Annotated in this window: 12 protein-coding genes; 2 read left to right on the top strand and 10 right to left on the bottom strand. The window is 63.2% G+C overall.

What is annotated here, in order from left to right; all coding sequences use genetic code 11:
* The first annotated feature begins 8 nt into the window (after positions 1-8).
* Positions 9-560, top strand: a complete 552-nt coding sequence (locus LDN85_RS08040; RefSeq protein WP_223945076.1) for a MarR family transcriptional regulator — start codon at positions 9-11, stop codon at positions 558-560.
* 115 nt (positions 561-675) lie between these two features.
* Here the strand turns inward: LDN85_RS08040 and LDN85_RS08035 are convergent, their stop codons facing one another.
* The 8 genes from LDN85_RS08035 to LDN85_RS08000 form a co-directional block, all read right to left on the bottom strand.
* A complete protein-coding gene (locus LDN85_RS08035; RefSeq protein ID WP_014921288.1) occupies positions 676-1,110 on the bottom strand; it encodes a helix-turn-helix transcriptional regulator in 435 nt (144 codons plus the stop codon).
* A gap of 138 nt (positions 1,111-1,248) precedes the next feature.
* Positions 1,249-1,761, bottom strand: coding sequence for a nicotinamide-nucleotide amidohydrolase family protein (locus tag LDN85_RS08030; protein WP_223945075.1), 513 nt, complete (start codon positions 1,759-1,761; stop codon positions 1,249-1,251).
* Positions 1,758-2,360, bottom strand: coding sequence for a CDP-diacylglycerol--glycerol-3-phosphate 3-phosphatidyltransferase (pgsA, locus tag LDN85_RS08025; RefSeq protein WP_026541567.1), 603 nt, complete (start codon positions 2,358-2,360; stop codon positions 1,758-1,760). The genes LDN85_RS08030 and pgsA overlap by 4 nt, the downstream gene beginning before the upstream one ends.
* Before the next feature lie 40 nt (positions 2,361-2,400).
* Complete coding sequence (locus LDN85_RS08020) at positions 2,401-5,265, bottom strand: DNA translocase FtsK (protein WP_223945074.1); 2,865 nt, start codon at positions 5,263-5,265, stop codon at positions 2,401-2,403.
* A 75-nt stretch (positions 5,266-5,340) separates the two neighbouring features.
* Positions 5,341-7,032 carry a ribonuclease J gene (locus tag LDN85_RS08015; protein WP_026541565.1) on the bottom strand — a complete coding sequence of 564 codons (1,692 nt, stop codon included), beginning with the start codon at positions 7,030-7,032 and terminating at the stop codon, positions 5,341-5,343.
* Positions 7,033-7,059: 27 nt separating this feature from the next.
* Positions 7,060-7,971, bottom strand: a complete 912-nt coding sequence (gene dapA / locus LDN85_RS08010) for a 4-hydroxy-tetrahydrodipicolinate synthase (protein ID WP_026541564.1) — start codon at positions 7,969-7,971, stop codon at positions 7,060-7,062.
* A 147-nt stretch (positions 7,972-8,118) separates the two neighbouring features.
* Positions 8,119-8,454, bottom strand: coding sequence for a hypothetical protein (locus tag LDN85_RS08005; protein WP_091550572.1), 336 nt, complete (start codon positions 8,452-8,454; stop codon positions 8,119-8,121).
* An 85-nt stretch (positions 8,455-8,539) separates the two neighbouring features.
* Positions 8,540-9,529 carry a GDSL-type esterase/lipase family protein gene (locus LDN85_RS08000; protein ID WP_223945073.1) on the bottom strand — a complete coding sequence of 330 codons (990 nt, stop codon included), beginning with the start codon at positions 9,527-9,529 and terminating at the stop codon, positions 8,540-8,542.
* A gap of 55 nt (positions 9,530-9,584) precedes the next feature.
* Here LDN85_RS08000 and LDN85_RS07995 point away from each other — a divergent pair, with 55 nt between their 5' ends.
* Positions 9,585-10,820, top strand: coding sequence for a heparan-alpha-glucosaminide N-acetyltransferase domain-containing protein (locus tag LDN85_RS07995; protein WP_223945072.1), 1,236 nt, complete (start codon positions 9,585-9,587; stop codon positions 10,818-10,820).
* On the opposite strand, the gene LDN85_RS07990 is transcribed toward LDN85_RS07995, so the two are convergent.
* Positions 10,796-11,284: a hypothetical protein gene (locus tag LDN85_RS07990; protein ID WP_026547326.1), complete on the bottom strand. Its 489-nt coding sequence runs from the start codon at positions 11,282-11,284 to the stop codon at positions 10,796-10,798. The genes LDN85_RS07995 and LDN85_RS07990 overlap by 25 nt on opposite strands.
* Before the next feature lie 4 nt (positions 11,285-11,288).
* Entirely contained in the window at positions 11,289-12,047 is a 759-nt protein-coding gene (gene dapB / locus LDN85_RS07985) for a 4-hydroxy-tetrahydrodipicolinate reductase (protein ID WP_026547325.1), read from the bottom strand.
* Between the last annotated feature and the right edge of the window lie 10 nt (positions 12,048-12,057).

Here is a 12,057-nt window from a genome sequence, read left to right as displayed (position 1 = left end):
TGGTTGCCATGAGCAATCCTCTCCAGAGCACGCCCGGTCAGGCCGTGTCAGGCGACGCCGTGGACGACGCCCTCCAGCAGGTGGAACACCAGCTGAGCCTGCTCTGGCGCCGCGCCCGGTCCATCTCCCACCAGCTCTCACGCCAGGTCCACCCGGATATGGAACCGGCCGCCTACGGGCTGTTGACCGTCATCCGGAGGGAAGGACCCATCAGGCTGACGGACCTGGCGACGTGCATTGGCGTTGGAAAGCCATCGGTGAGCCGCCAGATCGCCTTCCTCGAAAGCGTCGGGCTGGTCTACAAGGAAGCGGATCCCCAGGATGGGAGGGCACAATCCATCCGCCTGACCGAGAAGGGCGAGGACAAGATGCACCAGGTCCAGGATGCGCGCCGCCAAGTGTTCAGGGAACGCCTGGGCGAATGGCCGCTGGAGGATGTCCAGACACTTGCGGACTACATGGGCCGCCTCAACGCCATCTACGGCGACGGCGTGCTCAAGGACGTCACCTTGCGGGAAGCGGACAGCGCCCCGGAACCCACCGGACCTGCTGACGCCTGATCCGCATTTGTGCCCGTACCGGCAGAAGGAACCCACCGGAAAAACCACTTTTGGAAACACAAAGAAGGTCCCCAGCCGTTGGCTGGAGACCTTCTCGTCAATTCTGGTGGAACGGTTACCGGGCTCCGGAGAGCATTCCCTGCGGGAAGTCGTCCGTGAGGTCAAGATCGCGGCCGTAGCGCTGGGAGAACTCCTGCGGAACGGTGTCCGGTACGGCAACTCCCTCAGCAACAGCCACACGGTCGCTGACTTCGCGGAGCATGTGGGACAACGGAACATCCAGGGCTGTGCAGATAGAGGACAGGAGCTCGGAAGAAGCCTCCTTCTGGCCGCGTTCAACTTCACTCAAGTAACCAAGTGAGACGCGTGCGCTGTGCGAAACCTCGCGGAGGGTACGGCCCTGACGCTGGCGGACATCGCGCAGTACATCACCGATCTCGTGGCGTAGTACAACCATTTTGCGCTCCTTCTGTTCGCTCTGTGCCTGATCAGCCAAGCCCACATCCTTCCAGCGGACAACGCCGTTTACGGATACGGGCTGCTTTACCATCTGTATCGCCTTGCTCCCTCGTTCTTCCGGTTTCGCTGGTGGGCGGACCGGGTTGGTTTTTACATCCTAGGCGCCCCGGCTCTTCCGAAGCGACACAATGACACAACTATTGGCAATCAGTTTTTGTTCCCGGCTACTTTACGAACGGTAACCAACCGCTTCCACCGCAGCAAGCAGACGCGCCAGGGCCGCCTCGCACGCTTGCCCGCGGACGGACTGGCGGTCCCCCGTGAAGCTGAATTCGAAGGCTTCCGTTCCGGCGTCCGTAGCGATTCCAACGAACACTGTCCCCACGGCTTTACCGTCATGGGGATCCGGTCCGGCAACACCGGTGGTGGAAACACCAATCGTGGCATCGCAGGCCCGGCGGGCACCCTCGGCCATCGCTTCTGCGACACTCCCGTCAACAGAGCCGACGGCGGCAAGGAGTTCCTGCGGGACGTCCAGCACGCGGGCCTTGACGGAGTTTTGATACGCCACGACGCCACCTTGCAGCATCCCTGAGGCACCCGGCGTATTGGCCAGGGCCGCGGCCACCATGCCGGCAGTCAGCGACTCCGCCGTGGCCACAGTTTGCTTCGCGGCGATCGCCGCGGCGACCACCGCTGTCGAGATCTCTGCTGCGCCGGTGACAGCATTGCCGGACGTCATGCCCGGCGGCCCGCGGCGCGCAGCTTGAGGGCCTGGATGACATATTCGACGCCGGTCCACAACGTGATGGCAAGCGCCAGCATCATGACCCAGAAGGCTACGTCACCCAGCCAAGGGGCAATCGCCTTCAGCGGGAGGATGTACAGGAATATCGCAACGGTTTGGACCACTGTCTTCAGTTTTCCACCGCGGGAAGCCGGCATGACACCGTAGCGGATAACGACGAAGCGCAGGGCGGTGATCCCCCACTCACGGACCAGGATCAGGATGGTGACCCACCACGGCAGCTCGCCCAGGATGGACAGGAGAACCAAGGCTGAGCCGATCAGCAATTTATCGGCAATGGGATCGGCGATCTTGCCGAAGTTGGTGATCAGGCCACGCGCCCTGGCGATGTCGCCGTCGAGCTTGTCCGTGTAGATTGCGACACCGAAGGCCACCACTGCTGCCCAGCGCCAAAGTCCGTACTCGCCGTTGTCGGCCAGCAGGAACCAGACGAAAAACGGTACGAGGACGATGCGGAGCATCGTGAGGATGTTGGGCAGGTTCCAGACATCGGAGCTGCTGGAAGTCGCGTTATCACCCTCGGCTGTAGTCACCCCTCTAGGCTACCGTCTTTGGGGCTGCCGCTTTTTGCCCTTAGCGCCCGGTGAGCGACCAGGCGTCTTCGCCGTCCTCGTCCTCGTCATTGGGACCGTCAGCGCCGTCATAATACTCAATGGCCTGTGTCCGGTTGTCCAGGTCCGCCTGCACCAGGTCCTCCGCATAGCCGCCGACGGCGATGTTCGAGTTCGCGTTCTCGCTCAAGGCAGCCGTGTGGGCGTCGGGAGCAGCAGGCGACTCCTGGCCCTTCATCGCAGCCAGGACAGCCGCGAGATCATCGGGCTTGACCAGGACGTCACGTGCTTTGGAACCCTCGGAGGGGCCAACTACGCCGCGGGATTCGAGAAGGTCCATCAGGCGCCCGGCCTTGGCGAAGCCTACCCGCAGCTTGCGCTGCAGCATCGATGTCGAGCCGAACTGCGTAGTGACCACCAGTTCGGTGGCCTGCAGCAGGACCTCGAGGTCGTCTCCAATGTCGTCGTCGATCTGCTTCTTGGGGGCCTCGGCGGCAACGTCGTCGCGGTACACAGCCTGAAGCTGCCCCTTGACGTGCTCCACCACCTTGTGGATTTCGGATTCGGTCACCCAGGCACCCTGGACACGCATGGCCTTGGAGGCACCCATCGGCAGGAAGAGCGCATCACCTTGGCCAATGAGTTTCTCGGCGCCAGGCTGGTCCAGCACAACGCGGGAGTCCGTCACCGAAGAGGTCGCGAAGGCCATGCGGGAAGGGACGTTCGCCTTGATCAGGCCCGTCACCACGTCCACTGAGGGTCGCTGGGTGGCCAGGACCAGGTGGATACCGGCAGCGCGGGCGAGCTGGGTGATGCGGACGATCGAGTCTTCGACGTCGCGCGGGGCCACCATCATCAGGTCTGCGAGCTCGTCCACGATCACCAGCAAATACGGATATGGCTTGATGACGCGCTTGGAGTCCACCGGCGGCACAACTTTGCCCGCACGGACTGCCTTGTTGAAATCATCAATGTGCTTGAACCCGTAGTTGGCGAGGTCGTCGTAGCGTGCGTCCATCTCCCGGACCACCCACTGCAAAGCTTCCGCGGCCTTTTTGGGGTTGGTGATGATGGGCGTGATCAGGTGCGGGACGCCCTCATAAGCGGTGAGCTCCACACGCTTGGGGTCCACCATGACCATGCGCACTTCATCCGGGGTGGCGCGCATGAGGATGGAGGTGATCATGGAGTTCACGAAGCTCGACTTACCGGCACCCGTAGCACCGGCCACCAACAGGTGGGGCATCTTGGCAAGGTTCGCCACCACGTAGCCGCCCTCAACGTCCTTGCCGACACCCATGACCATGGGGTGGTCGGTCCGGCGGGCGTTCTGGCTCCGGAGCACATCGCCCAGCGAAACCGTTTCGCGGTCAGTGTTGGGAATTTCGATACCAATGGCGGATTTACCCGGAATGGGGCTCAGTATGCGGACATCACTGGAAGCCACAGCGTAGGAAATGTTCTTGGACAGCGCCGTTACACGCTCCACCTTGGTGCCGGGCGACAACTCGATCTCGTAGCGGGTCACGGTGGGGCCACGGCTGAAGCCCGTCACTGCAGCGTCTACATTGAACTGCGTCAAAGTGTCCGTCAGGGCGGCCACGACCGCGTCATTGGCCTCCGTGCGCTCCTTGGGAATGGAGCCCGGTGTCAGGTAATCCGACGCCGGCAGGGTGTAGGTGACATCCCCGGCCAGGGACAGCTGTTCCGTGCGTTGGGGAATCGGAGTTTGCGGGAGGGGTGCCCCCGCAGGCTTAGCGGGGACCTGCGCCACAGTGGGGGCGGGCACGGTCATGTCGGGGGTGATCACCGGAATGGCTTCGGTGGGGTTGTCGATTCCCGGCACGCCCCCCAGACCTTGGGCCGCCTTGATCTTCCCGACGGCGATCTCGGCCTGGGTTGGGCGACGCACCCCCGGCGGGACCCGGGGTTCGGGCGCTGCGGGAGTTTCGTCGTCGTCGACTATTGCGTGTTCAAACGCTTCATCCCCGACGTAACCCTCAAGGCCGGCGTCGGGTTCTTCGTCCTTGCCGAAGAGGCGCATGCGCTTTTTCTTTGGCTTGGCAGGCGCGTCGTTTTCGTAAAGATAGCTGCGATCGTGGGCGTCCTTGCCAGAGTTGTCCATAAGGTCAACGCCCATAAGGTGCTCATAAGCGCCCCGGATGCGGGCAGGAATGGCTCCGAAGGGGGTTGCGGTGACGATCAGGAAGGAAACAAAGGCCAGGAGGCTGTAGAGAATGACCGGCACTGAAGCGTGGATGGCGGCCAAAGGCGCAGCGGCCAGGAATCCCAGCATGCCACCTGCGCGGCGCAGGCCATCGAATCCGTCAGCAACCGTGGGCAGGCCACCAATGACGTGGGCCAGGCCCGAACCGGCAAGGGTCATGACCATGAACCCAATACCCACGCGGTTGTTGCCCCGGCCGTCCTGGGGCTTCCGGAACAACCTGAACGCACAAACAAAAAGCATGAAGGGCAGGAGCAGGGTCATCCAACCGAATGTGCCGTTGACCACGCTGTAGACAACGTCCGGAAGCCAGCCCGTCAGCCCCCACCAGGCGAACGTGGCAATCGCGATGCCCAACACCAGGTTGAACAAAGCTGCGCCGTCGCGGCGGTCCGCGGGATCGAGGTCGCTGACATCGTAGCCGATGCGCCGGACACCGGCACCGACCACATGGCCGATCCCCTGCCAAAATCCGGAAAGCAAGCGCAAGGGCAGCGGAGCCTGGGGCTCGACGGCGGCTGCTTGCTTGGTGCGGGCAGTGCTTCCCCGACCATTCCTGGCCGCGGCTGCAGTGCTTTTGGATGCAGCTGCGCCCCGGCCTGTGCCGCCGGATTTACTGCTGGAGCTGCCTCGTGGCGTGGAGGTAGTACGGGTCGCCATAAGTGCCACGGTACCCCAAGGGGGCCTGAAATCCGCGGATTTCAGGCCCCCTTGGGTATGCATGTTGCCCGCAGGCTATGCCTCGAGGACCACCGGGATGATCATGGGGCGCCGGCGGAGCTTGCGGTTAACCCAGGTGCCAATGATCCTGCGCACCACTTGCTGCAACTGGTGATTGGTGTGGTCGGCGTGATTAAGCACGGCGTCCTCCAATGCGGCGTTGATCTTGGGAATGATCTCGTCAAAGACGGAATCGTCCTCGGCGACGCCCCGCGCATGGATTTCCGGCCCTGAGACGATCTTGCCGGTAGTGCGGTTGATGACCGTGATGATGGAAATGAAGCCCTCGTCCCCGAGGATGCGGCGGTCTTTGAGGTCCGCGTCGGTGATTTCACCCACGCTGGATCCATCCACGTAAACGAATCCAACCTCCACCTGGCCAACGATGTTGGCTTTGTGGTCCTTGAGGTCAATCACCGTTCCGTTGTCGCTGAGGATAATGCCCTCGGACGGAACCCCTGACTCCAAGGCGATGTTGCCGTTGGCGATGAGGTGTCGGGTTTCCCCGTGCACCGGCATGGCGTTCAGCGGCTCAAGGATGTTGTAGCAGTACAGCAACTCCCCTGCCGCTGCGTGCCCGGAGACGTGGACCTTGGCCGTGCCTTTATGGATCACATCGGCACCAAGCTTGAGGAGTCCGTTGATGATGCGGAACACGGCGTTCTCGTTGCCGGGAATCAGGCTAGAGGCCAGGATGACGGTATCGCCGGGGCCCACCACAACCCGGTGGTCGCCGTTGGCCATCCGGGACAGCGCAGCCATGGGCTCGCCCTGTGAACCGGTGGACATGAGGACCACGCGGTCATCGGGCATGTTGTCGATGTTCTTGATGTCCACCAGGATGTTATCCGGTACATCGAGGTACCCCAGTTTGGCGGCGATGGCCATGTTGCGGACCATGGAACGGCCGACGAAAGCGACCTTCCTGCCATGCTTTTCCGCAGCATCAAGGACCTGCTGGACCCTGTGGACGTGGGAAGAGAACGAGGCAACGATCAGGCGCTTCTTGGCCTGTCCGAACAAGCGGTCCAGGGTAGGGCCGATTTCCTTCTCGGCCGTAGTGAACCCGGGGACGTCCGCGTTGGTGGAGTCGGCCATGAAAAGGTCCACGCCCTCCTCGCCCAACCGTGCGAAGTGGCGGAGGTCGGTGATGCGGCCGTCCAGGGGCAACTGGTCCATCTTGAAGTCGCCGGTGTGCAGGACGTTGCCGCCCTCGGTCCGGATGAAAACAGCCAAGGCGTCCGGGATGGAGTGGTTGACGGCAACGAACTCGCACTCAAACGGGCCGAACTGCTCCACCTGGCCCTCGGTGACGGTGAGGGTGTACGGCTTAATCCGGTGTTCCTGAAGCTTTGCTTCCACCAAGGCCAGTGTGAGCTGGGACCCGATCAGCGGAATGTCGGCCTTGAGGCGCAGCAAATAGGGAACAGCGCCGATGTGGTCCTCGTGGCCGTGGGTCAGCACGACGCCTACGACGTCCTGCAGCCGGTCCTCGATGTAGGAGAAATCAGGCAGGATCAGGTCCACTCCGGGCTGCGTCTCTTCGGGGAAGAGCACGCCACAGTCAACGACCAGCAGCTTGCCGTCGATTTCGAAGACGGCCATGTTGCGGCCGATCTCTCCCAGGCCACCGAGCGGAACAATCCGCAGCGTACCTTTCGGCAGTTTCGGCGGAGTAACCAGTCCGGGAAGGGCGGTTTGGGTCATATTGTGCTACTTTCCGGCGGTACCGGCCTAGACGTTGAAGTCCATTCCGGCTTCCGCCAAATCCCCGCGGATGATTTCGATCTCGGCCGCGTCCGGCTCCACGAGGGGCAAACGGACAACCGAGTTGGGCAGGACTCCCTGCCACTTGAGAATCTGCTTGGCGGCTACTGCGCCTTGGACCCGCGTCATGGTTGCGCGAATGACGGGTTCCAGTTCAAAGTTGATGGCCCTCGCAGTGGCGAGGTCGCTGGCGTTCACGGCGTCGATCAGTTCGCGGAAGCGACGCGTGGCCACGTGGGTGGTGACGCCCACCAGGCCGACGGCGCCGAGCGCCATCCACTGGAGGGTCAATCCGTCATCACCGGAATAGAAGACCAGGTCGGTCTCAGCCATGACCCGGGTCGCGGCGGCAAAATCTGCCTTGGCATCCTTGACCGCCACGATGTTCTGGTGCTTGGCCAGGCCGATCATGGTCTCAGGAGCAATCGCAATGGAGGAGCGGCCCGGGATGTCGTAGAGCATGACAGGCAGGTCCGTTGAGGATGCAATCGTCTCAAAGTGCGCCCGGACACCGGCTTGGCTGGGCTTGTTGTAGTAGGGCGTTACGATCAGGAGTCCGTCAACGCCGACTTCAGCGGCACGCTGTGAGAGGTGGACCGAGTGCGCGGTGTCGTTGGTGCCGGTTCCGGCGATGATGGCGGCTTTGCCACCGACGGCTTCTTTGACCGCCCGGAACATGCCCACGTTTTCGTCATCCGTAAGCGTTGAGGTCTCTCCCGTGGTGCCGGTGACAACGAGGCCATCGCAGCCATCCTGGACCAGCTTCTCTGCGAGCGCGGCGGCTTGATCGTAGTCCACCTTGCCGTCCTCGGTGAACGGGGTGACCATGGCGGTCAGGAGGGTACCAAGGGCGGGAGTGTGGGCGCGCAAGTCAGACATAGGAAAAACGTTACCCTGTCACGGGCTTGTTACAAGAATGGGTCCCGCGTGATGGTCCTCATGCACGGGCCGCGGTTCTGGAGTCATGGGCGGCGACACCGTCCCCTCGTGGCCGCTCCCCCGCCGCCGGGCAGCAAAACTTCGCGGCTATGCCGGCCCACTTGTCCGCGCAGGTTGCTCAGCGCAATACTGCGCCACGGCCCGCTCCTTGAGGTGTTCGGCCCAGGTCACCAGCCGCTGGGAAGCGCGAACGTACTCGAACAGTTCCAGCGGCGTCAGGGAATCCAGGTCCGCCTCGGATAGCCGCCGGGCAAGTTCAGCCCCTGGCGGCTGCTCGGCCAACACTGTTCCTTCGCGGCGCCACTGGGTGTCTTCGGGGGGTTCGCCGGCCACGAGTTGCCTGAACAGGAAGTCGACGACACCGGGGCTCATCGCTTTCATGGGCCCGGCGAGACCTTCGGGTGGCGTGGGAACATCGTTCATCCTGCCATGCTATTCGAACATATATTCGAAGACAAGAGCCGGGTCCGTTCCGGCCACGCCGGCCGCAGCCCTTCCAGATGCCCGGTCAGCCGTGCGCGTTGGCGACAGCCGCCAGCTGTGGGCCCAGCCTGTCAGCCATGAGCCGGTAGCCGGCATTGTTGGGATGCAAGGTATCGGGCATCAGCACCGCAGCCTCCGCCGGGGTGAACACCCCTTCGCCAATCAGCAAGTGAGTGCGCGTATCCCCCCGCTCGCGGACTAACCGCACCACATCTGCCACGGCCTTCCTGTAGTCCGCGAGCGTCCACCCAACGGCATTGGGCGCCTCCTCGCGGGGAAGGGAAAGGACCGGAGAGATGACCGCGATAGGCACCTCCGGGTGTGCCCGCCGGATAGCGCTGAGGAAGCCCAATACCTGGCTCGCGAAGGTCCGGCCAGAGAACGCGGCCACGTTGTAGGTGTTGATTCCCAGGCATAAGGAGATGAAGTCTGCCGGCAGCTGGCAGATGGTGCTTTCCGCCGCCGGGTCCAGTTGGCATTCACCGCCGAAACCCAAGGACTGTAATTGCCAGCCGTATTGCCTGGCCACCACAGCAGGCCACGCCTCTGATGGACCATCGGCCTGCCTGCATTGGGTGATGGAGCTGCCGTAGGTGATCCATCGTTTGCCGGATCCCCCGGCAACGTGAACGTCTTCGCCCTTCAGCGACACCTCCAGCACCCTGAGGAAACCATACTGTGGCAGCCAAAGCTGAACAGTTGATTGCTGCGGCATGGAGCCAAGATCGAGGTCATGACTGACACGGCCGGCGCCCGACACGCGATGCCGGAGGACCCCGTTCACCAGGACGTCGAAAGGCGAACCGTCCTCGGGGCCTTCGGCTTCGATGACCAGGTGCCCGGACGTTGCTGTCCAGGTTGCGTGGATCCCGGCGCACATCCTGGCGCGCTCCTCAAGGCCGTCCGTGGCCGGCGGCATGAACAGTTCGCTGTCAAGGCGCCGGAACTGCTGCCAGCCGTCGGAATCGTTGATGATGGTGAATGCTCCAGCCCACTGGGCGTTGACGGATTCCATGGCATGGGACTCTACCGCCGGAACGGCTCACAGTTGGCTATGAGACCATCGCAGCATGACTTCCCAAGAGACTGCCCCTCCGCGGAAAGCGCGCGACGGCGGCCAGGTCTCCTCCCGGCTTACAGGGATCGACGCCGCCAGGGGTGCAGCGTTGCTGGGCATGATGTCCACGCACCTCCTGCCGACGTTCGGACCCGCCCCATCGTGGGACCCCACGTTCGTGGGGTTGGTGTTTTCGGGGCGGTCATCTGCCTTGTTCGCGATCCTCGCCGGAATCGGACTGGCGTTGACTACCGGCAAGCAGGAGCCACGCCAAGGGGGCGAACTCCGCGCGGCCAGGGGTGGGGTCGCCATGCGGGCGCTGGTGATCGCCGTCGTCGGGCTTGCCCTGGGTGGGCTGGATGTCAACATCGCAGTGATCCTGGTGCACTACGCCGTACTTTTCCTCTGCATCCTTCCGTTCCTTGGGCTGAGGTTGAAGGCACTGTCTTTCTGGGCGTTGGGATGGGTCCTTTTATCCCCAGTGGTGGCCTACTTGCTCCGACCCCTGCTGCTGGAGACCACTCCGCCCTTGCAACTGGGCCACAATCCCGGCACGGAGGACCTGGGGACGCCCGGCCAACTCCTTGCCGATATCTTCTTCACTGGCTACTACCCGGTTTTCCAGTGGATTTCCTACCTGCTCATAGGCCTGGTCATCGGACGCCTGGCGCTGACCAGGACCAAAGTGCAATTGTTGCTGCTGGCCGGCGGAGTGGCAGTAGCCGCTGCGGCCAAAGTGGTCGGATTCCTGGCCATGGAAGCCTGGGGCGGCCGCGCCGCCCTGGAGAAGCTCCCCGGCACCCGCGGGTACCCCTTGGACAGCATGCTGCAGGTAAACCTGACGGGGCTGGATCAAACGGGTTCATGGTGGTGGCTGGCCACGGCATCCCCCCATGCCGGTACCACGCTGGACCTTTTGCACACCAGCGGAACAGCGGCCGCGGTGGTGGCTTTCTTCCTGCTGCTGGCTGCCGCCGCGGAAAACCTCAAGGTCAATATCCTCATGGTGCTCAGTGGACCGGGAGCCATGACGCTGAGCCTCTATTCCGCCCATGCATGGGTGGTTTCCGGGTTCACCAACAAGCCGTTGCCCGCCGGGTGGACGGAAGAGGGCATGTACTGGACCCAGGCGCTTTGCGCAGTGGTGATCGGTGCGTGTTTCGCCTTGCTCCGGCGTCGTGGGCCTTTGGAATGGGTGGCCCACCAGGCGTCAAGGCTCGGCAGCTACCGGCCCGCAGCGGTGGGCTGAGACCGGAACAGCTTCACGGCGTCGCGCATTGATGCCCGGGCGCGCTTACGGTCCCCCGAGGCGTCATAGGCGCAACTCAACCGGAACCAGGAACGCCAGTCTTCCGGCGCGGCTTCGGCCTCGGCACGGTACTTTTCAAATTCGGCATCCGCGGCGGCCCGGACAATCCGACCTCCCGGTGTGCGCGGCAACGTGTCCTCGGGCAAGCCGCCTTCGGCTTCCAGGACCTTGGCCATTTGTTCGGTTCGCGCACCAAAGAGCAGTTCGCGGATGAGGGCCCACGCCCCGACGATCGGCAGCACAAGGTAGGCCGCTCCTATGCCCTTCGCTATCAGGTTGGGATCACCTAGCAGGAGGAACGAGCGCTGCACGGAGACCACCAGGTACAGGACCAGCAGGAGGGTGATGGCGCCAACCCAGATTTTGGTGCGGTTCTTCTTCAACGAAGTCCAGAAATTTCCCATGAACCTAAAGTCCCAGCTCCAAATAACCATCAAGGCCAACAGTGAGGCCGGGGTTCGCTGCAACTTTGCGCAGCCCCAGCAGGACACCGGGCATGAACGAAGCCCGGTCAAAGGAGTCGTGACGCAACGTCAGTTGCTCACCAGGGCCGCCAAACAGGACTTCCTGGTGGGCTACCAAACCCCGGAGCCTGACGCTGTGGACACGGACGCCCTCCACATCACAGCCCCTGGCCCCGTCCAAGGACGTCTCCGTGGCGTCCGGACTTGCCGGCACCCCGGCTTCCCGACGGGCCTCCGAGATCAGCTGCGCTGTGCGAACGGCCGTGCCGGAGGGAGCATCCACCTTGTTCGGGTGGTGCAGTTCGATGATTTCAACGGACTCGAAATACTGGGACGCCTTGGCGGCAAACGCAGAAGCCAGCACGGAGCCCAGGGCAAAGTTGGGGGCGATCAGGACGCCGGTGCCCGGCTTCTGTTCCAATAATGCGCGAAGGGAGTCCAGCTTGTCCGCGTTCCAGCCGGTAGTGCCCACAACGGCGTGCATCCCGTGCTCGACGGCGAACCGGACGTTGGCCTCGGTAGTATCCGGAACGGTGAGGTCAACAACATACTGCGCACCGGCGTCGAGCAGGGTTTCCAGGGAATCGCCGCGGCCCAGGGCGGCTACGAGCTTCATGTCATCAGCTGCTTCCACAGCTTTAACGGCTTCACTTCCCATGCGCCCGTTGGCGCCCAGCACTGCAACAGCAAGTTGTTCGGTCATGCCGTTAACC

This window comes from Arthrobacter sp. StoSoilB20, assembly GCF_019977295.1.
Taxonomy (GTDB): domain Bacteria; phylum Actinomycetota; class Actinomycetes; order Actinomycetales; family Micrococcaceae; genus Arthrobacter; species Arthrobacter nicotinovorans_A.
This window is presented reverse-complemented; position numbering and strand designations above follow the sequence as displayed.

Excerpts from the sequence above, each read along its gene's own strand:
- LDN85_RS08040 (WP_223945076.1), top strand. The coding sequence starts at position 9 with ATGAGCAATCCTCTCCAGAGCACGCCCGGTCAGGCCGTGTCAGGCGAC.
- LDN85_RS08035 (WP_014921288.1), bottom strand. The coding sequence starts at position 1,110 with ATGGTAAAGCAGCCCGTATCCGTAAACGGCGTTGTCCGCTGGAAGGAT.
- LDN85_RS08030 (WP_223945075.1), bottom strand. The coding sequence starts at position 1,761 with ATGACGTCCGGCAATGCTGTCACCGGCGCAGCAGAGATCTCGACAGCG.
- LDN85_RS08020 (WP_223945074.1), bottom strand. The coding sequence starts at position 5,265 with ATGGCGACCCGTACTACCTCCACGCCACGAGGCAGCTCCAGCAGTAAA.
- LDN85_RS08015 (WP_026541565.1), bottom strand. The coding sequence starts at position 7,032 with ATGACCCAAACCGCCCTTCCCGGACTGGTTACTCCGCCGAAACTGCCG.
- dapA (WP_026541564.1), bottom strand. The coding sequence starts at position 7,971 with ATGTCTGACTTGCGCGCCCACACTCCCGCCCTTGGTACCCTCCTGACC.
- LDN85_RS08005 (WP_091550572.1), bottom strand. The coding sequence starts at position 8,454 with ATGAACGATGTTCCCACGCCACCCGAAGGTCTCGCCGGGCCCATGAAA.
- LDN85_RS08000 (WP_223945073.1), bottom strand. The coding sequence starts at position 9,529 with ATGGAATCCGTCAACGCCCAGTGGGCTGGAGCATTCACCATCATCAAC.
- LDN85_RS07995 (WP_223945072.1), top strand. The coding sequence starts at position 9,585 with ATGACTTCCCAAGAGACTGCCCCTCCGCGGAAAGCGCGCGACGGCGGC.
- LDN85_RS07990 (WP_026547326.1), bottom strand. The coding sequence starts at position 11,284 with ATGGGAAATTTCTGGACTTCGTTGAAGAAGAACCGCACCAAAATCTGG.
- dapB (WP_026547325.1), bottom strand. The coding sequence starts at position 12,047 with ATGACCGAACAACTTGCTGTTGCAGTGCTGGGCGCCAACGGGCGCATG.